Here is a 17,874-nt window from a genome sequence, read left to right as displayed (position 1 = left end):
CTTTCTCTCCTTTCTCTCAAGATTTTAATTAGGTATCACTCATTGTATCATAAAAAAAAAGATTTTTCCACACCTTGTGGAAAAAAAGAAACATGTTAAAAGTGGTTTTCCACACCTTGTGGAAAACTACTTTGCTTTGGTCTAGCTGATGAGGTTTTTTGAGATTTTTGTGCTGTGGGAAAGCTTGAGGAAAAATAAAAAAATCAACAAGCTTAAAATAACCTGTTGATAAATTGGTTTAATTCGTCTTGGTTGGAAAAAGAAAAGCGAATTTGTCCAGTATCTTTACCTTTGGAAACAATCTGAACGGGAAGTCCAAAGGCTTCTTGTAACTGCTTTTCTATATCTTTTTGAAAGACATTAGCCGATAATCGTTTTTTGTCTGACCTGTTTTTTTTAGATAGCCAGTTTTCTAACTGTCTAACGGTCAGAGCTTCTTCCTTGATTCGCTGCAACCAGAGTACTTGATCATCTGAGTTGAGCGCCAGCAACAACCTCGCTTGTCCTTGGGACAGCTCTCCATTTTCCAAGGCATCTTGTAAAGGGAGGGAAAGTTGCAGCAAGCGTAAACTATTTGAGATATAAGGACGGGATTTTCCTATGATTTGAGCGACTTCTTCGTGGGTTAAGCCTAAAGTTTGAATCAAACTCTGATAAGCTTTAGCTTCTTCAATAGGTGTCAAATCAGCTCGCTGTAAATTTTCAATGATGGCTTGTCTTTGACTTTCTTGATCAGAAAGTTGCTTGACGATAGCAGGAACATGCGTCAAGCCAGCTAGCTTGGCTGCTCGGTATCGACGCTCTCCAGCAATCAGCTCGTATCCCCAAATAGCAGAAGGTCTAACGATAATGGGCTGAATGAGACCATTTTCCTTGATGGACTGAGCCAGCTCTAAGAGTTGACTTTCCTCAAAGTGTAATCTTGGTTGATAAGGGTTGGGAACAATATCCTGTAAAGACAGATGAACCAAATCTTCGGTCATTATTCCTCCTTAAAAAATCCCTTTACGATTATTGTAAAGGGATTTTTCTCATTTGTCAACTGTAAAGTTCATTTTTTTTACTGTTTGTTCAAATCTTGATTGCTTTTGTCAAGTTTGATGGAGATAGTTTTCTTTTCTGTACCACGGTAGAAGGTGATTTTAATGGTATCTCCTACCTTATGTTTGTAAAGTAAACTTTGTAAATCGCTAGTCGTATCAACGGTTTTACCGTCAATTTCTGTGATCACATCATATTTTTGGAGTTGACCGTCAGCAGGCATGCCAGACTGGACAGAGCCAACAACGATGCCAGAGGTAACGCTAGATGGGATATTGAGTTGGGCAATGGCACTTGTTGAAAGTTGACTGAGGTTAGCCATTGAAATACCGAGAGCTGGACGCACCACAGCGCCTTTTTCTTCTAGTTGGGCGATAATGGCAACCACATCATTGGATGGAATGGCAAAGCCCATTCCCTCAACGGCTACGCCAGAACTAGAGGCATTGGTGGCTGTAATCTTACTAGAGTTGATTCCGATGACTTGCCCTTCAATATTGATCAAGGCTCCTCCAGAGTTACCAGGGTTGATGGCAGCATCAGTTTGGATGGCATTGGTTGAGATGGTTTGTCCTTCTTCGTTAGTAGAAGTGACGGTGCGGCTAAGACTAGAGACAATCCCTTCAGTGACAGAGTTTGCATATTCGCTTCCTAGTGGGCTACCGATAGCAATAGCAGTTTCTCCTACCGTCAACTTAGAAGAGTCAGCAAAGTCAGCGACAGTTGACACCTTGTCAGAAGAAATTTGGACCACTGCCAAGTCTGAGTAAGTGTCTGCTCCCATCAGTTTACCAACAACTTTGCTACCGTCAGCTAGGAGAATCTCAATCTTTTCTGCTCCGCTAACCACGTGGTTGTTGGTAACCACATAAGCGTACTTTCCTTTTTTCTTATAAATAACACCAGATCCTTCACCGTAAACTTGTAAGTCAGCGTCTTTATTGAGGTCGTTTTCTGTCGTATTATCTTGGGTAAAGAATTCGCCTAAATTCCCAGAGAAATTCGATGAGCTGCCCTTTTGATAATTAATAACAGAAACAACGGCATTTTGTACTTTTTGAACGGCCTTGGTGGTGGCGTTTTGATTTTGATAGGTGACTTTACTGGTTGTCACTCCTTGATTTGACACACTTGTTAATTGCCCTGTTGATCCTAAAACGATTAAGGTGGCAACCAAGCCTCCAATAAAACCAGATAGCACCAAGATGGTAAATTTGAGTAAATGTTTAAGCCGCGAAGGCTTTTGAGTTTCCATGATGTCAACCTCCTTTATTTTCTTTATCTTTCCTCCAATTTTAGCCTAGCTAGCTTAATAAGAGCTTAAAAAAAGTTTTCCACAGCTTGTGGAAAACTTTTTTTGATTGACAAGAAAGCTCAGTTGACAGTAAACTAGTTATTCTATGATATAATAGACCTATGAAAGTTACAGTTTTAGTTGTGGGAAAGTTAAAAGAAGCCTATCTCAAGCAAGGCATTGCCGAATACCAAAAACGTTTGGGACGCTTTACCAAACTTGACATTATTGAATTGGCGGATGAAAAAACACCAGACAAGGCCAGTCCTGCTGAAAATCTAGCGATTCTAGATAAGGAAGGACAGCGTATTTTAAATAAGATTGCTGAGAGGGATTATGTCATTGCCCTAGCGATTGAGGGAAAATCCTTTACCTCAGAAGCCTTTAGTCAGATGCTGGGGCAGGCGACCATGTCTGGCTATTCTCATTTGGTTTTTGTGATCGGTGGCAGCCTCGGTTTATCCACAAGTGTGAAAAAACGGGCCAATGTTTTAGTGAGTTTTGGTGCCATGACCCTGCCGCATCAATTGATGCGGTTGGTCTTGATGGAGCAAATTTATCGTGCCTTTATGATTCAACAAGGAAGTCCTTACCATAAATAAAAGGAGTGTTTCTCGTGAAACACTTTTTTGATGGTTTTGTTTATTTATTTTAACTAGAAGAAAATAAAAAAGCTAGTCAATCTAGCCAAAAATGATTCCAGCAGGACTTGAACCTGCGACCGTTCGCTTAGAAGGCGAATGCTCTATCCAGCTGAGCTATGGAACCTAACTGTTACTATTTTATCAAAAGAAAAGCGTTTTTGTCAATAAGAAAAAGAGACTTTAAGCAAAAGCCCACAAGTTGGTACTGCACTCTAATAATGAGTTTGCAGAAAAACACTTTTAGACAATTTATTTTTTACCTAAAATTGGAAAGTCAAGAAGATAGATAGCTGTTGCTTTAGATTTATTTGAATATGGTTGTCATCAGGTAAGGTTAGCTATTTGTATTTGATCTTATTATGGCAACTTGTCCCATCCCAACTTCTAAATGATGAGAACCTTCTTTTGAATTGAAAGTATTGGAAAGAATATAAAATCAAGTCAAGGTACAAATATAGAACTTAGTCTGGGATGGATTGGAACTTATTTCATAAAAAAATCAAAAAAAGTTTAAAAAAGGTGTTGACAAAGGAATGAAAACTGATATAATAGTATATGTTCTGTTAGAGAAATGGTCCGTTGGTCAAGGGGTTAAGACACCGCCTTTTCACGGCGGTAACACGGGTTCGAATCCCGTACGGACTATTCGTGAGGCTGCTAAGGCAGTCTTTTTTTGTTGCTTATACCAATTATCCCTTGTCTCAGAGAGGCAAGGGATAATTTATTTTATGTTGTGACTTGTTTGCGGTAAAGAAGAAAGCCAAGTCCTCCGATGAGGCTGAGAGCCAGTCCTAAAAAGAAGCCTTGTGGAATAAAGCGTAAGGTCACGGTTCCTTGGCCTTTTGTTACTGGGACAGATAGAAAGCCTGTTTGGGTCTGTTTGATAGGGAGTTCTTTGCCATTTTGATAGGCTTTCCAGCCCTTGTCGTAAGGGAGTGTAAAGATAAGAGAGGTTTCTTTCTTGGCCTTGTAGTGAGCGGTGACTTGATTTTGGCTTGTGGTGACTTGAACCTTTTGTCTATTAAGGATATCCATGGCTGTTTGGTACCGTTTGGTATCTAGTGCATAGAAATTTGGGCGATTAAAGGACACTTGATTTTGATTGGGAAATTGGAAGGTGATGGCAATGCGTTTATCAGAGTCAAAATAACCCAAGTCAAAAAAAGCGTAGGTGTTGTCAAGTGTATAAGAGGTGGTTCTGCCGTCAATAAGGGATTGGACGCGTTTATTGTCCTCATTAGTCTGATTAAGATGTGGGAGGCTAACGTAAAGCTGGCTCTCTGCAGGGACATTCACCAGATAGGTCACAGCAGTTTGGTGGTCTTTGTTGGGAGCAAGGGTGACTTGACCGTCAAATAAGAGGCTTTGATCTTGTAGTTGTGCAGGGACTTTTGAGAAGTAAGACCAATTTAGTCCCGTTAGTTGATTTAACAGAGCAGTTTGGTTGTCTAGCGTATTGACACTAAAGGTTAGGTCTTGATAGGGCTCTTGAGACAAGAAAGCCAGTGAGCTAGCATATTGATTTTGGTAGAGTTGGAGGTCTTGATCCTGATTGACAAGGTCAAAACCAAATTTGTGAAGGGGAGCTTCGCTAATATTGTAGCTCACGCCTAAGAGGCTATCCATGATCAAGGTGTTATTTTGATAGCGCAGATTGAGATTGGTTCCAGTGGACTTGAATCCCAAACGGTCCAGTGTATGACTGGACGACCGATTACGGATAGAGGAGAACTGGGAGATGCCGTTATAATTGAATTTCATGCTATCATTTCCCGTCTGAGGCTCAAGGCGCTCCATTCGGAAAAATTGAGTATCTTGTGCTTTAGCGCTGGTAACGAGGTGCTCTAGACTGGTCAGGTGTTTTTGATAGCCTTCTCGTGTAGGAAAGACCCATTCTTGGGCGAGTCCATCCACTTGATAATAGGTATTGAGGCTAACTTCTGTCAGTGTAAAGAGAAGTGTAAAGGCAAAAAAGAGAGGACCGGTCAGCTGTTTTTTTACAAAACTAAGTAGAATAATGGTGTAAGCTAGTGTAAAGCAAAATGTCAAGATAAAGTGGACGGGTTTTAGAAAATCGTAGTGCATTTGAAACAAAAAGGTCAAAAGACCACCCAAGGTAAAAACAACTATAACAGGGATAATCTGTTTCCAAGTCAAACTAGAAAGATGCTGCAAGGTTTCACCTGCCAATAGGAGAATCACAAGAGAAAAGAGAAAAGCATAGCGGTGGAGGAACATGTTAGGGGCGTGTAGCCCTTGCCAGAAAAGATCAAGCGGTTGAAGATAAAAACTAGCGATCAGCATGGCAAAAATGAAAAGATAAGCTAGCTTTGTTTGCCATTTTATTTCTCTAAAACCAAAAGCCATGAGGGCTAAGAAAAGTGGGAACAAGCCCACATAAATCATGGGAATAGCTCCGAATTTTGTGGTATCATAAGCACCGACCATATTTTTGGCAAAGACATCAAAGAACCAACTGTTTTCAGTGAGAACCCTGTCAATAGTTGTCAGCTGTTCTCCGTGTGTACTCAAATCAAGATAGGTCGGCAGTAACATGACACTAGCTGACAGTGCGGCTAAAAAAGAGAGGGTAAAAAAATGAATGAGTCCTTTTTTTAGCTGATTGTTGTCCTTGGTTTTACTCAGTAAAACAGGAAGGTAGAGCAAGAGAAAAAGGGCAATCATATAACCAAAATAATAATTTTGGATAAAGAGAGTGGTTAAACTCAGGTAGTAAAGGGTGAATCTCCTCTCAAAAATAACACGCCAGAGTCCTAGAATGATTAAGGGAGCCATCATGAAAACATCTAGCCACATATTGATTTCGAGTTGACTGGTGGCAAAACTCATCAAGGCATAAGACGTGGCTAATAGGAGGATGAGCGGCTTGTCAATCTTTGTGTAAATTTGTTTGACACTGTAAGCAGCAGACAAGCCGATGAGACCGAACTTGATGAGCGTCACCAGATAAATGGCATCCGCCATGCTCTTTAGTGTAAAGAAATAGTAAAGGGGCGAGAGAAAACTCCCCAGATAATAGCTCATCAGAGCATAGAAATTGAGCCCTAGCCCACTGGTGAAGGTGTAAAAGAGACTATCAGAGCCATGAAGAATATTGCGAAGCGTTTGGGCAAAAATCACATATTGATGAAAGCCATCACTGGCTAAAATGGTTCGTGAACTTCCAAAATAGATTCCTTGGGTGGCTAGAGCGCCTGCCATGATGAGAGAGGGAAGAAAGAAGGCAGACAGGTAAAAGAGAAGGGTTGAAGATTTTTGAGACATAAGATCACCTGTTGATAAAAGTTGATAAAAATAGGCTTTGCAAACCAAAGCCTATTTATCAATTGAAAGGGAGAAGGTTAGTCTTTCCAGAGTTGGGTCACTTTTTCTTGTACCTCGCTGTTGGCTAAGAACTCGTCGTAGGTTTCATCAATGCGGTCGATGACCCCGTTTTTAGAAATCACAACGATGTGGTTGGCCAAGGTTTGGATAAACTCGTGGTCGTGGCTGGCAAAGATAATGCTTTCTTTGAAGTCCTTGAGCCCATCATTAAGGCTAGAGATGGATTCCAAGTCCAAGTGATTGGTTGGATCATCTAAGATGAGGACATTGGATTTGAGGAGCATGAGCTTAGAGAGCATGACGCGGACTTTTTCTCCTCCAGAAAGGACATTGACAGATTTATTAACCTCGTCACCTGAAAAGAGCATGCGTCCCAAGAAACCACGTAGGAAGGTATTATCATCTTCTTCCTTGCTAGCAAATTGGCGGAGCCATTCTAAAATGGATTCGCCGCCTGCGAAATCACGGCTGTTGTCTTTTGGCAGGTAGCTACGGCTTGTGGTAACGCCCCACTTGATGGTGCCTTCATAGTCAATATCTCCCATCAAGGCGCGGATTAGCGCTGTGGTTTGGATATCATTTTGACCAATGAGAGCAGTCTTGTCGCCTGGGCGTAAGATAAAGCTAATGTTATCTAGAATAACCTCGCCATCAATGGTGACTTTCAAGTTTTCCACAGTAAGGAGGTCGTTTCCGATTTCACGTTCAGCTTTAAAATTAATGAAAGGATATTTCCGACTGGATGGGATGATTTCCTCAAGTTCAATCTTATCCAACATCTTTTTACGAGAGGTGGCTTGTTTGGATTTAGACGCATTGGCAGAAAAGCGAGCGACAAACTCTTGCAGTTGTTTGATTTTTTCTTCTGCTTTGGCATTACGGTCGGCTTGAAGTTTGGCGGCAAGCTCTGAGGATTCTTTCCAGAAGTCGTAGTTTCCGACAAAGAGTTTAATCTTACCAAAATCCAAGTCAGCCATATGGGTGCAGACCTTGTTGAGGAAGTGACGGTCGTGGGAAACCACGATGACGGTATTGTCAAAGTCAATCAAGAAATCTTCCAACCAAGCAATGGATTGAATATCAAGACCGTTGGTTGGCTCGTCTAAAAGAAGGACATCTGGCTTACCAAAGAGGGCCTTGGCAAGGAGAACCTTAACTTTGTCGCCGTTTGACAACTCACTCATGTTTTGATAGTGGAGATCTTCTTTGATATTGAGGTTTTGAAGGAGTTGAGCTGCTTCACTTTCAGCTTCCCAACCGCCCAACTCAGCAAATTCGCCCTCTAATTCGGCAGCACGGACCCCATCTTCATCAGAGAAGTCTTCTTTCATATAAATGGCATCTTTTTCTTTCATGATGTCATAGAGCGTTTGGTTTCCCATAATGACCACATCAATCACGCGCTCGTCTTCGTAGTCAAAGTGATTCTGACGAAGGACAGATAAGCGCTCATCAGGTCCAAGAGAGACATGTCCTGTTGTTGGTTCAATATCTCCGGCTAAGATTTTTAAAAAAGTGGATTTTCCAGCGCCATTGGCACCGATGAGACCATAGGTATTTCCAGCTGTAAATTTGATATTGACATCATCAAAAAGTTTGCGATCGCTAAAACGTAGCGACACGTCTGAGACAGTTAACAATTCTCTTACCTCGTTCTTTCGTTTCTATTCCCATTTTACAAGAAATTCAAGCCTTTTTCAAGGAATCACATAGGAAGAAGAATATCTTCTTCTTTTTCATAATACTTGGTGAGGCTAAATCCTCGTCCCAAGACTTGAGAGGCCGGCATGACAATGACAAAGGCTGTGGGGTCAATGGCTAAGAGATGGCGTTCTAGCGCTGGTAATTCAAAACTAGAAATGGTCGTCATGAGCATGATTTTATCTGCGGTAGAGTAGCCCCCTTTGATAGGGATTTTAGTGACCCCACGGTCAGTCACGGTGGTGATATGGGTGATGATGCTTTCGGTTTGTTCTGAAATAATCATCAAGGTCTTAGAAGAGTTAAATCCTGTTTCCATGAGGCTAATGACGTAGCTGATGACGATAAGGGCGATGGTCGAATACATGACCCGATCAGCTGAGAAAGCCACTAGCCCCATAAGAGTGCTGATGCCGTCGATTAGGACGATGGACACACCCAAAGAAAGTGGCGTGTACTTGTGGATAATCTGTGTGATAATCCCTGTTCCCCCTGTGGAGGAATTGCCCCTAAAGACGATACCAAGCCCAATCCCAACGATCAAACCACCAAAGAGAACAGCAAGCAAGGGATTATGTGTGATGGTTGGCAGTGTATTGGTCAAACGAATGGCAACAGGATAAATAAGGGCACCATAAACCGTCTTAAAAAAGATTTTTCTGCCTAAGAAAACGTAACACATGATGAGTAGAGGGATGTTGCTGACCATGAGGACGTAAGAAGGCATCCAACCAAACAGTTTGTTAAAGACAACAGCTAGTCCAATCATTCCTCCTGCTGCGATTTGATTGTCCAAAAACATGGTGTTAAACCCAACAGCAGCGATAAAGGCACCAAGGGTAACTAGGATGATGTCTAAGAACCGATTTTTTTTCATTTATCTTGTTTTCTTCTCCTTTTCTTTAAAAATGCGGTAACTACTATTATGACCTATTGACCAAAACTCGTCAAGATATATGGTATAATAAAATCAAAAGAACAAAAAGGAGTTATCATGAAACCGATTATTTTAACAGGAGATCGTCCAACAGGCAAACTCCACATTGGTCACTATGTGGGAAGTTTGAAAAATCGTGTCCTTCTACAAGAACAGAATCAGTACGACATGTATGTTTTTTTAGCCGATCAACAGGCTCTGACTGATCATGCCAAGGAGTCTGAAAAAATCAAGGATTCTATCGGTCAGGTAGCGCTTGATTATTTAGCGGTCGGTCTTAATCCAGAACAGTCCACTATTTTTATCCAAAGTCAAATTCCAGAATTGGCGGAGTTGACCATGTATTACATGAACTTGGTGTCTTTGGCTCGTTTGGAGAGGAATCCAACCGTCAAGACCGAGATTGCGCAAAAAGGGTTTGGGGAGAGTATTCCAACTGGTTTTTTAGTTTACCCCATTTCACAAGCAGCAGACATTACAGCCTTTAAGGCCAATCTGGTACCGGTCGGGACAGACCAAAAGCCCATGATTGAGCAGACCAGAGAGATTGTTCGTAGCTTTAATCGCACGTATCAAAGGGATGTGTTAGTAGAACCAGAAGGGATTTACCCTGAAAATGATGCAGCTGGTCGTTTGCCAGGTTTGGATGGCAATGCTAAAATGTCCAAATCGCTGAATAACGGAATTTTCTTGTCTGATGATGCCGACACTGTTAGAAAAAAGGTCATGAGCATGTACACGGATCCCGATCATATTCGTGTTGAAGATCCAGGGAAAATCGAGGGCAATATGGTCTTTCATTACTTAGATGTCTTTGGTAGAAAAGAAGATAGAGCCACTATCGAGGAGATGAAGGCCCACTACCAAAGTGGAGGATTAGGCGATGTCAAGACCAAGCGCTATCTTTTAGAAATTCTAGACAGAGAATTATCTCCCATCCGTGAGCGTCGGCTAGAATATGCTAAGGATATGGCAGAAGTCTTTCGCATGCTAGAAAAAGGTAGCCAAAAAGCACGAGAAAAAGCAGCTCAAACCCTGGATGAGGTCAAAGAAGCTATGGGTATTCGTTATTTCTAATACTTATCAAGGAAAAGAAGACAAATTGAGATAAAAGTAGTGACTTTTTTTTCAACTTTTGCTACAATGATAGGAAACAAAAATTTAAGAAAAGAGGATTCGCTTGATGTCAAATTGGGCAACAAAATTTTTGAAAAAAGGTTTTACCTTTGATGATGTATTACTCATTCCTGCAGAAAGTCATGTTTTGCCAAATGATGTTAACCTGCAGACCAAGTTAGCTGAGAATTTGACTTTGAATATTCCCATCATCACAGCAGCTATGGATACGGTCACAGATAGCCGTATGGCCATTGCGATTGCACGTGCTGGTGGTTTAGGCGTTATCCATAAAAATATGTCCATTGAGCAACAAGCTGATGAAGTGAGAAAGGTAAAACGCTCAGAAAATGGTGTCATTATCGATCCATTCTTCCTCACACCAGACCACACCATCGAAGAAGCGAACGCCCTTATGGGACGCTACCGTATCAGCGGGGTACCAGTCGTAGAAACCATGGAAAATCGTAAATTGGTGGGCATTTTGACCAACCGTGATTTGCGTTTTATCTCTGATTACAACCAACCCATTTCAGCTCACATGACCAGTGAACACTTGGTAACTGCCCCTGTCGGGACTGACTTAGAAACGGCAGAGCGTATCCTACAGGAGCACCGAATTGAAAAATTACCTTTGGTGGATGAGAACAATCGCTTGTCAGGGCTCATTACCATCAAGGATATTGAAAAAGTCATCGAGTTTCCAAATGCTGCTAAGGACGAGTTTGGTCGTCTCTTGGTTGCTGGTGCTGTTGGGGTGACTTCTGATACTTTTGAGCGTGCGGAAGCCCTTTTCAATGCTGGTGCAGACGCTATTGTCATTGATACTGCTCACGGTCACTCAGCTGGTGTACTTCGTAAGATTGCAGAAATTAGAGCTACCTTCCCTGATAAGACCCTTATCGCAGGAAATATCGCAACAGCTGAAGGCGCGCGTGCTCTCTATGATGCTGGTGTTGATGTGGTTAAGGTCGGAATTGGTCCAGGATCTATCTGTACGACGCGTGTCGTTGCTGGGGTAGGTGTCCCTCAAATCACGGCTATCTATGACGCTGCAAGTGTCGCAAGAGAATACGGCAAGACCATCATTGCAGACGGTGGTATCAAGTATTCTGGAGATATCGTAAAGGCCTTGGCAGCAGGTGGAAATGCAGTGATGCTTGGTTCTATGTTTGCAGGAACAGACGAAGCACCAGGAGAAACAGAGATTTACCAAGGACGTAAATTTAAAACTTACCGTGGTATGGGCTCTATCGCAGCCATGAAGAAGGGGTCAAGCGATCGTTACTTCCAAGGTTCGGTCAATGAAGCCAACAAGCTCGTTCCAGAAGGAATCGAAGGACGAGTTGCTTATAAGGGAGCTGTTTCAGATATTGTCTTCCAAATGCTAGGTGGTATCCGTTCTGGTATGGGTTATGTTGGTGCGGCAGATATTGCTGACCTTCACAACAACGCTCAATTTATTCGTATGAGCGGTGCTGGTTTGATTGAAAGCCATCCACACGATGTGCAAATCACCAACGAAGCACCAAACTATTCCGTGAGATAAAAAAGAATGGGTTCGCCCATCTTTTTTATAGTTGACAGAGAAATCAATCTAAGTTGACAACGATGTAAATAATGTAAAGGAGAAAAAATGTTAGGAATTTTGTATGCGATCGTTCCTATTTTTGCTTGGGGCAGTATGGGAACGATTAGTACCAAAATCGGAGGCCGTCCCAACCAACAAACCTTGGGGATGACCTTGGGAGGGTTGCTATTTGCTGTGATTGTTTACCTCTTTACAAAGCCAGAATTAAACCTGACTATTTGGTTGGTCGGTATTCTAGGAGGTTTACTGTGGAGCGTTGGGCAAAATTTTCAATTCCAAGCCATGAAGGATATGGGGGTATCAGTTGGTAATCCTCTGTCAAGTGGGAGTCAATTAATCTTGGGAAGCTTGATTGGTGTTTTAGCCTTTCATGAGTGGACCAAGCCCATCCAATTTGTTCTAGGTGGCATTGCTCTTTGTAGTCTTGTCATTGGCTTTTATTTTTCCAGCCGTCAAGACAAATCGAGTGCAACTTTTCAAGAAAACCACAATTATTCTAAAGGCTTTCGGGATGTCATGATCTCAACCGTCGGTTATGTGTCTTTTACAGTTCTTTATAACAACATCATGCATTTTGATGCCTTAGCGGTTATCTTACCCATGGCTGTTGGTATGGTGCTGGGGGCTCTTGCTTTTATGAAAGGACAAGTCACCCTAGAAGGAGTGGTTTTAAAGAATGCTTTTGTCGGTATTCTTTGGGGAATTGGTAACATCTTTATGTTGCTTGCAGCTGCTGAGGCAGGTCTTGCCATTGCCTTTTCCTTCTCACAATTGGGAGCTATTATTTCCATTATCGGTGGTATCTTCTTTTTAGGGGAGAAAAAAACCAAAAAAGAGGTGCGTTGGATTATCATTGGAACGATTTGCTTTATTGCAGGTGCCCTTTTGTTGGGAATTGTTAAATCTTATTAGAAAAAGCAACCTTGATTTAAGAATCAAGGTTGCTTTTTCTTTGGATGAGACAAGGCGTTGACAGTACCATTGTCAATTTGAAAGAGGGTCAAATCTTCCCCGAGATGCTCTAAATGATCAAGGCTTGTTGTGGTGATAAAGGTTTGAACGTTTTCCAGAATTCCTTCTAACAGTTTGTTTTGCCGTTTGTTGTCAAGCTCACTCATGACATCATCCAAAAGAAGAATGGGGGAGTCACCAGTAACTTGTTTGATAAGTTCAATTTCGGCCATTTTGAGAGAAAGGATGAAGCTTCGGTGTTGCCCTTGACTGGCAAATCGTGCTTCCATTCCATTGATAAAGAAGGCTAGGTCATCTCGGTGGGGGCCGATACTCGTATTTTTTTTAAAGATATCTTTGGTCCGCTGCTGGGCTAATTGTTGGAGAAATTGCTCTTTTAAACTTGACAAGTCTGTCAAGTTTAAGCTCGTTTGATAGGTGAGTGAGAGAACTTCCTTGTGATCCGATAGGATATGATGGTAGTGATTGGCAAGGGTCTCAAGTTCTTTGACAAAGGCCAAGCGATGTAAGAGCACACGAGAGCCATAGTCAGCGAGTTGTTCATCTAAGACCGTTAAAAAGGTGTTATCCAGTGGCTCTGCAGTCTTTAGATAACTATTACGCTGTTTGAGGATATGTTGATAGGTTGTGAGATCGGAGAGATAAACTGGTTTTATCTGCCCTAAGTCAACATCCATAAACTTTCGTCTAAGCTGTGGTGCTCCTTTGATGAGTTGTAAATCTTCAGGAGCAAACAAAACAACGGATAAGGTTCCGATATAATCAGACAGTTTTCCTTGTTTGAGATGATTAACCTTGATGCTGCGACCCTTATCTGTCAAGGTAACTTCAAGAGGGATTTGCCCACTCCTTTTTTGTAAACTTGCTGTTAAGTTTAAACTGTTTTCTTCAAATTGGATGAGATCTTTATCCGATTTTGTCCGGTGGCTTCTTGTCAGCGCAAGAAAGTAGATGGACTCAAGGAGATTGGTTTTACCTTGGGCATTATTTCCGAGAAAAACGTTAAGGTGAGGAGAAAAAGACAGGCTTGTTTCCTTGTAGTTACGGTAATTTTTGAGTGTGAGATCTTTGAGCCACATTTTAATGATTGATTCCTGGGAACCGCACCGGTTGCTTGTTTTCTTGTTTCATTTTTTTAGCGGATTTTGAGGCTTTTCTCTCTTGATTTAGGGACTTGACTAAGGCTTGCACCCGTTCTTTTTCCTTTCGTTCCTCCTCAAAGATTTGACGCTCTGCCTCGGTTGGGGCAAGTATTTCAAAGCTAATGTTTAGATGGGGAATCTCTATTTTATCTCCAACTCTTAGTTTTTTCCCGCGCCTTTTTTCGTCTTCTCCGTTAAAGAGAACAGTATGCTCCGCTAGGAAAGCCTTGATATTGCCTCCACTTTCGATAATGCGCTCTTTTTTGAGCAAAGCCTGTAAAGTAATGTATTCATCAAATAAGGTGTATTTCATTGTTTGTCCTCCATTATGCCTTATTATACCATGCTTTAGAAGAAACAGACAAGTACTGCTCCTAAAAAGATAAATGCGAGAAAGTCATTCTTACAGCGTGCGAAAGGCTAAAAAAGTGATATAATGGTAACAATGACAAATAAAAGGAAGAACGCATGAAAATTGCAAAAGGGGTGGAGTTTCACCTCCTCAAAACAGAAAAATTTAAGACCAATCACTTGACAGTACGCTTTACAGGGAAATTAGATACACGAACGGTAGCAAGACGTGTTCTAGTGGCTCAAATGCTAGAGACAGCAACCAAGGATTATCCCAGTATCCAGCAGTTTAGAGAGAAGCTAGCAAGTCTATACGGCGCAAACCTTTCAACATCGGTTTCCATCAGAGGGGCTTACCACATCGTTGATTTAGACATCAGCTTTATCCGAGAAGACTATACCTTTTACAAGGAAAACTTGTTGGAAGAAGTCCTTCATCTCCTTGACAGCATCCTTTACAACCCGCTTGTTTCAGTGGTTCAGTATCAACCAAAAGTTTTTAAGCGAGAAAAAGAGTCGGTGCTTCAAATGCTGGCACTGGAAAAGGAAGATGCTTTTGTTGTCAGCGAAAATGAAATGAGACATCTCTTTTTTGACGATCCAAATTTTCAAGTTTCTCCCTATGCTTCCATTGCATTAGTTGAGAAAGAAACCTCCTACACTGTTTATCAAGAATTTAATCGGATGCTGGCAGAAGACCAGATTGATATTTTTTTAGTCGGTCAGGTCGAAGCCTATGAACTCATGCAGCGTTTTTATCAGTTTCCTTTTGAAGATAGAGAAGTAAAAGAGAGAATTCGTCCTTGGTTTACAAATGAAGTTTCGCTGATAAAACAAAAGTTGTCCAGTCGCTCGAATCAACAATCTGTTTTACAACTTGGTTACCGCTTTCCTATCTATACACCTCAAGATGACGAATGGTACCAGTTGATTGTCTTAAATGCGTTGCTTGGAGGCTATCAAGAATCTTTGCTTTTCCAAAGTATTCGTGAGAAAGAAGGTTTGGCCTATCATCTGGGAAGTGAGATTAGCTTGTCAAGAGGTTTACTCAGTCTTTACACGGGAATTGACGCCAAAAATCGCAATCGTGTTTTTCGGATGATTTCAGACCAACTCCATCGATTGAAAACAGGACGTTTTTCTCTTCGCTTTTTAGAAGATATCAAACAACTCTTAATGACAGATGTCAAGCGTCTAAGAGATTATCCCAAGGAGTGGATCGACTGGTCTTATCATGAATTGTATGAAGGCGGTCTATCGCTTGAGGATTGGGAGGAAAAGATAAAATCAGTGAGTAAAGAGGATATCTTGGCTTGTTCCAAACAAGTACAGTTACAAGCGCTTTATTTTTTAGAGGGAGAGTCTAAATGAGTTTATCTGTTTCACATCAGCCATTTCCTTTGATTGGAGAGTCTTATTTTGAGATTGGGTTAACTGATGGGCTTTCTGTCTATGTTTTACCTAAGAAGGATTTTCAAGGTGTGACAGCCTTGCTAGGTGTTCAGTTTGGGGCGATGGACAATTGGTTAGAAGATTGGAAGCGTCCGATTAGTGGCTTGGCCCATTTCCTGGAACATAAACTGTTTGAGCTAAAAAACGGTGAAGATGCTAGTCAGCTATTTACACGGCTAGGAGCAGAAAGCAATGCCTTTACAAGTTTGACACGAACGACTTACATGCTCTCAACAGACAAGTCAAAACTAAAAGAAAATCTGGCATTGTTGTTAAAGATGGTGTCAAGGACCTCTTTTTCTCCGGCATCGATTGAGAAAGAAAAACGGATTATTGAGCAAGAGATTGATCTTTATCAAGATGATTTAGACTCCCTTTTATACCAACAGGTTTTGGCTTGTCTGTATCCTGGGACGCCTATTGCTGAGGATATAGCAGGGACAAAAGAGAGTTTACGGCAAATCAATCCGCAGGTTTTAGAAGAAGCCCATGAGTCCTATTATTTTGCGTCCAACATGGTTCTTTGCCTTGTGGGAGATATTAAAGAAAATGAACTAGATGACCTGTTGCCTGTTTGGGATGAAAAGAGTAGCTCAAAAAATCCAGTCAACCAGCGAAAAAAGAGCCTTCATCAAGAGAAAAAAACTGTAAATTCTATGTCAATGACTGTTGACGATGTAGTCAAGCCTAAATTAGGGATTGGTATAAAAGGAAAATTATCAAACACCTATTCCCTTCTTGAGCAAAGAATTGGTTTAACCCTCTTTTTTGCTCTGTCAGTAGGTTGGCTATCAGATAGTCATCAAGAATGGTACCAATCTGGTAAAATCGATGACACTTTTCAGATAGAGATGGAAGTGACTCCTTATTTTCGTTATGCCTATTTATCGGTGGAGACAGATGAGCCAATTGGGATGTCAAGCCGCGTCAACAAGTTGTTAAGAAGGTTTACAGAAGAAGTCAACCTTACTGAAGAACGTTTTTCCTTGGCTAAAAAAGAACTTTACGGAGATTTTATCCACAGTTTAGACGATGCCTATCACTTGGGCGAGCAATTTTTGACTTATTTGACCAGCGAGAGTACTTATTTTGATGTTCCAAAAGTCATTGAGCGGCTAAATTTGGATGATGTGTTGGCGATTGGGCGGGATTTTTTGCAGGATGCTGAGTTTTCCAATGTGACCTTTTTTCCTCGGTCCTAAGGATGCAGCATTTTGGTTTGTGTGCTATAATAGAATAAAAATGAAGAGAAATGTGAGAGTTTTTGAATGAAGCAAGATAGTATTGGTGAACGCCTCAGAAAGGCACGGACAGCGAAGCACTATGATTTGGAGAAAGTAACCGAATTATCCGGCGTGCCAGCTCATTTTTTGTTGGCGATGGAAATGGATCAATTTCAACTCATTCCAAAAGAAGATGTCAATCTTTATATTGAATCCTTCGCCAAAGCTGTTGATTTAGATGGTGTTTCCTTAATTCATGGTTACCGAAATGAACGTCAAGCCCAAGAAGAGTACAAGGAAAGTAGTCCTTCTAGTCAGAGTGATCAAGAAACCAAAGCCTTCACTCTTTCGTCGTCATCAGAAGAGCGTTTTTCTTTCTCAGAGTCAGTGAGCTCTGCTCCGACTACCTCGGAAGCTGTTTCTTTGGAGCAAGAAGTGAGTGAAAAAGAAGAACAGTCCGTCATAGTAGAAGAAAAAGAGAGCAAGTCTAACGCAACTCACCGCAGGAGCAGTCGTTATCACCACAGGGAAAAGCAACCTTCTCAATTTCCTTTGATTCTTTTGACAAGCTTAGCGATTATTATCGTTGCGTTTGTGGGCTATATCGTCCTTAGAGAGGTGACAGGAAGTCAAACAAGCAAGACGCCTACGTCTAGTCAGGTAGCTTCAGCACCGTCATCTTCAGCACCGAGTGCTTCAAGCAGCTCTGCGTCATCATCAAGTGAAGAAACTGCTGCTAAGTTGACCGTTCAAGGCTCAGACGATTTATTGCAAGCGACATTGGAACAAGCAACGCAACCAGTTGAGATTCATTTTGCCTTGAAAGACACGCAAGGCAGAAGCTGGGTAGCTGTGGCTAATGATACGATCGGTGAAGAAGGGGTGACCTTGTCAGCTGATAATCCAGAATATACAGTGACCTTGCCAGAAGGCACAACGGATGCGACCTTGACTTTAGGGGTTTCTGGAGCAGTCTCTGTAACGATTGATCAGCAGCCTTTAGATTTGTCTGCTTTGACATCTGATTTGTCCTATGTTAACCTCAGTATTCGTTAGGAAGGTGTA

14 protein-coding genes and 2 tRNA genes are annotated in these 17,874 nt (G+C 41.5%); 8 read left to right on the top strand and 8 right to left on the bottom strand.

Annotation, left to right across the window (positions count from 1 at the left end; all coding sequences use genetic code 11):
- Nucleotides 1-212: 212 nt before the first annotated feature.
- Both ACZ49W_RS08930 and ACZ49W_RS08925 read right to left on the bottom strand, forming a co-directional pair.
- Nucleotides 213-983 (bottom strand): ParB/RepB/Spo0J family partition protein, encoded by a 771-nt coding sequence (locus ACZ49W_RS08930; RefSeq protein ID WP_464814930.1) that lies wholly within the window; start codon nt 981-983, stop codon nt 213-215.
- Between the two features lie 77 nt (nt 984-1,060).
- Nucleotides 1,061-2,296, bottom strand: coding sequence for a S1C family serine protease (locus ACZ49W_RS08925; protein WP_464814929.1), 1,236 nt, complete (start codon nt 2,294-2,296; stop codon nt 1,061-1,063).
- A gap of 161 nt (nt 2,297-2,457) precedes the next feature.
- Here ACZ49W_RS08925 and rlmH point away from each other — a divergent pair, with 161 nt between their 5' ends.
- A complete protein-coding gene (gene rlmH, locus ACZ49W_RS08920) occupies nt 2,458-2,937 on the top strand; it encodes a 23S rRNA (pseudouridine(1915)-N(3))-methyltransferase RlmH (protein WP_464814928.1) in 480 nt (159 codons plus the stop codon).
- A 92-nt stretch (nt 2,938-3,029) separates the two neighbouring features.
- On the opposite strand, the gene ACZ49W_RS08915 is transcribed toward rlmH, so the two are convergent.
- Nucleotides 3,030-3,103 (bottom strand) — tRNA-Arg (locus ACZ49W_RS08915).
- 449 nt (nt 3,104-3,552) lie between these two features.
- Here ACZ49W_RS08915 and ACZ49W_RS08910 point away from each other — a divergent pair.
- Nucleotides 3,553-3,624: transfer RNA gene (locus ACZ49W_RS08910), tRNA-Glu, on the top strand.
- 81 nt (nt 3,625-3,705) lie between these two features.
- On the opposite strand, the gene ACZ49W_RS08905 is transcribed toward ACZ49W_RS08910, so the two are convergent.
- The 3 genes from ACZ49W_RS08905 to ACZ49W_RS08895 all read right to left on the bottom strand — a co-directional run bounded on the left by ACZ49W_RS08905 (nt 3,706) and on the right by ACZ49W_RS08895 (nt 8,902).
- A complete protein-coding gene (locus ACZ49W_RS08905) occupies nt 3,706-6,264 on the bottom strand; it encodes a YfhO family protein (protein WP_464814927.1) in 2,559 nt (852 codons plus the stop codon).
- Between the two features lie 77 nt (nt 6,265-6,341).
- Nucleotides 6,342-7,964, bottom strand: a complete 1,623-nt coding sequence (locus tag ACZ49W_RS08900; protein ID WP_464814926.1) for an ABC-F family ATP-binding cassette domain-containing protein — start codon at nt 7,962-7,964, stop codon at nt 6,342-6,344.
- Nucleotides 7,965-8,029: 65 nt separating this feature from the next.
- Complete coding sequence (locus tag ACZ49W_RS08895) at nt 8,030-8,902, bottom strand: YitT family protein (RefSeq protein WP_464814925.1); 873 nt, start codon at nt 8,900-8,902, stop codon at nt 8,030-8,032.
- A 114-nt stretch (nt 8,903-9,016) separates the two neighbouring features.
- On the opposite strand from ACZ49W_RS08895, the gene trpS reads away from it, so the two are divergent.
- The 3 genes from trpS to ACZ49W_RS08880 all read left to right on the top strand — a co-directional run bounded on the left by trpS (nt 9,017) and on the right by ACZ49W_RS08880 (nt 12,581).
- Nucleotides 9,017-10,039: a tryptophan--tRNA ligase gene (gene trpS / locus ACZ49W_RS08890; RefSeq protein ID WP_464814984.1), complete on the top strand. Its 1,023-nt coding sequence runs from the start codon at nt 9,017-9,019 to the stop codon at nt 10,037-10,039.
- Between the two features lie 106 nt (nt 10,040-10,145).
- Nucleotides 10,146-11,627 (top strand): IMP dehydrogenase, encoded by a 1,482-nt coding sequence (gene guaB / locus ACZ49W_RS08885; protein WP_464814924.1) that lies wholly within the window; start codon nt 10,146-10,148, stop codon nt 11,625-11,627.
- An 87-nt stretch (nt 11,628-11,714) separates the two neighbouring features.
- Nucleotides 11,715-12,581, top strand: coding sequence for a GRP family sugar transporter (locus tag ACZ49W_RS08880; RefSeq protein ID WP_464814923.1), 867 nt, complete (start codon nt 11,715-11,717; stop codon nt 12,579-12,581).
- A gap of 23 nt (nt 12,582-12,604) precedes the next feature.
- On the opposite strand, the gene recF is transcribed toward ACZ49W_RS08880, so the two are convergent.
- Both recF and yaaA read right to left on the bottom strand, forming a co-directional pair.
- Nucleotides 12,605-13,720, bottom strand: a complete 1,116-nt coding sequence (recF, locus tag ACZ49W_RS08875; protein ID WP_464814922.1) for a DNA replication/repair protein RecF — start codon at nt 13,718-13,720, stop codon at nt 12,605-12,607.
- A gap of 1 nt (nt 13,721) precedes the next feature.
- Nucleotides 13,722-14,096 carry a S4 domain-containing protein YaaA gene (gene yaaA, locus ACZ49W_RS08870; RefSeq protein ID WP_464814921.1) on the bottom strand — a complete coding sequence of 125 codons (375 nt, stop codon included), beginning with the start codon at nt 14,094-14,096 and terminating at the stop codon, nt 13,722-13,724.
- Between the two features lie 155 nt (nt 14,097-14,251).
- On the opposite strand from yaaA, the gene yfmF reads away from it, so the two are divergent.
- The 3 genes from yfmF to ACZ49W_RS08855 all read left to right on the top strand — a co-directional run bounded on the left by yfmF (nt 14,252) and on the right by ACZ49W_RS08855 (nt 17,865).
- On the top strand, nt 14,252-15,505 hold the full coding sequence (yfmF, locus tag ACZ49W_RS08865; RefSeq protein ID WP_464814920.1) for an EF-P 5-aminopentanol modification-associated protein YfmF: 1,254 nt from the start codon (nt 14,252-14,254) through the stop codon (nt 15,503-15,505).
- Nucleotides 15,502-16,788: an EF-P 5-aminopentanol modification-associated protein YfmH gene (gene yfmH / locus ACZ49W_RS08860; RefSeq protein ID WP_464814919.1), complete on the top strand. Its 1,287-nt coding sequence runs from the start codon at nt 15,502-15,504 to the stop codon at nt 16,786-16,788. The genes yfmF and yfmH overlap by 4 nt, the downstream gene beginning before the upstream one ends.
- A gap of 66 nt (nt 16,789-16,854) precedes the next feature.
- Nucleotides 16,855-17,865: a helix-turn-helix domain-containing protein gene (locus tag ACZ49W_RS08855; RefSeq protein ID WP_464814918.1), complete on the top strand. Its 1,011-nt coding sequence runs from the start codon at nt 16,855-16,857 to the stop codon at nt 17,863-17,865.
- The last annotated feature ends 9 nt before the right edge of the window (nt 17,866-17,874 follow it).

Source organism: Streptococcus sp. STR1/CE/0325 (genome assembly GCF_055386095.1).
Note: the sequence above shows the minus strand (reverse complement) of the source record. Positions and strands in the feature narration are given on the sequence as shown.

Bases quoted from the DNA above. Each gene is read 5' to 3' on its own strand.
- ACZ49W_RS08930 (WP_464814930.1), bottom strand. From the start codon at position 983: ATGACCGAAGATTTGGTTCATCTGTCTTTACAGGATATTGTTCCCAAC.
- ACZ49W_RS08925 (WP_464814929.1), bottom strand. From the start codon at position 2,296: ATGGAAACTCAAAAGCCTTCGCGGCTTAAACATTTACTCAAATTTACC.
- rlmH (WP_464814928.1), top strand. From the start codon at position 2,458: ATGAAAGTTACAGTTTTAGTTGTGGGAAAGTTAAAAGAAGCCTATCTC.
- ACZ49W_RS08905 (WP_464814927.1), bottom strand. From the start codon at position 6,264: ATGTCTCAAAAATCTTCAACCCTTCTCTTTTACCTGTCTGCCTTCTTT.
- ACZ49W_RS08895 (WP_464814925.1), bottom strand. From the start codon at position 8,902: ATGAAAAAAAATCGGTTCTTAGACATCATCCTAGTTACCCTTGGTGCC.
- guaB (WP_464814924.1), top strand. From the start codon at position 10,146: ATGTCAAATTGGGCAACAAAATTTTTGAAAAAAGGTTTTACCTTTGAT.
- ACZ49W_RS08880 (WP_464814923.1), top strand. From the start codon at position 11,715: ATGTTAGGAATTTTGTATGCGATCGTTCCTATTTTTGCTTGGGGCAGT.
- recF (WP_464814922.1), bottom strand. From the start codon at position 13,720: ATGTGGCTCAAAGATCTCACACTCAAAAATTACCGTAACTACAAGGAA.
- yaaA (WP_464814921.1), bottom strand. From the start codon at position 14,096: ATGAAATACACCTTATTTGATGAATACATTACTTTACAGGCTTTGCTC.
- yfmF (WP_464814920.1), top strand. From the start codon at position 14,252: ATGAAAATTGCAAAAGGGGTGGAGTTTCACCTCCTCAAAACAGAAAAA.
- yfmH (WP_464814919.1), top strand. From the start codon at position 15,502: ATGAGTTTATCTGTTTCACATCAGCCATTTCCTTTGATTGGAGAGTCT.
- ACZ49W_RS08855 (WP_464814918.1), top strand. From the start codon at position 16,855: ATGAAGCAAGATAGTATTGGTGAACGCCTCAGAAAGGCACGGACAGCG.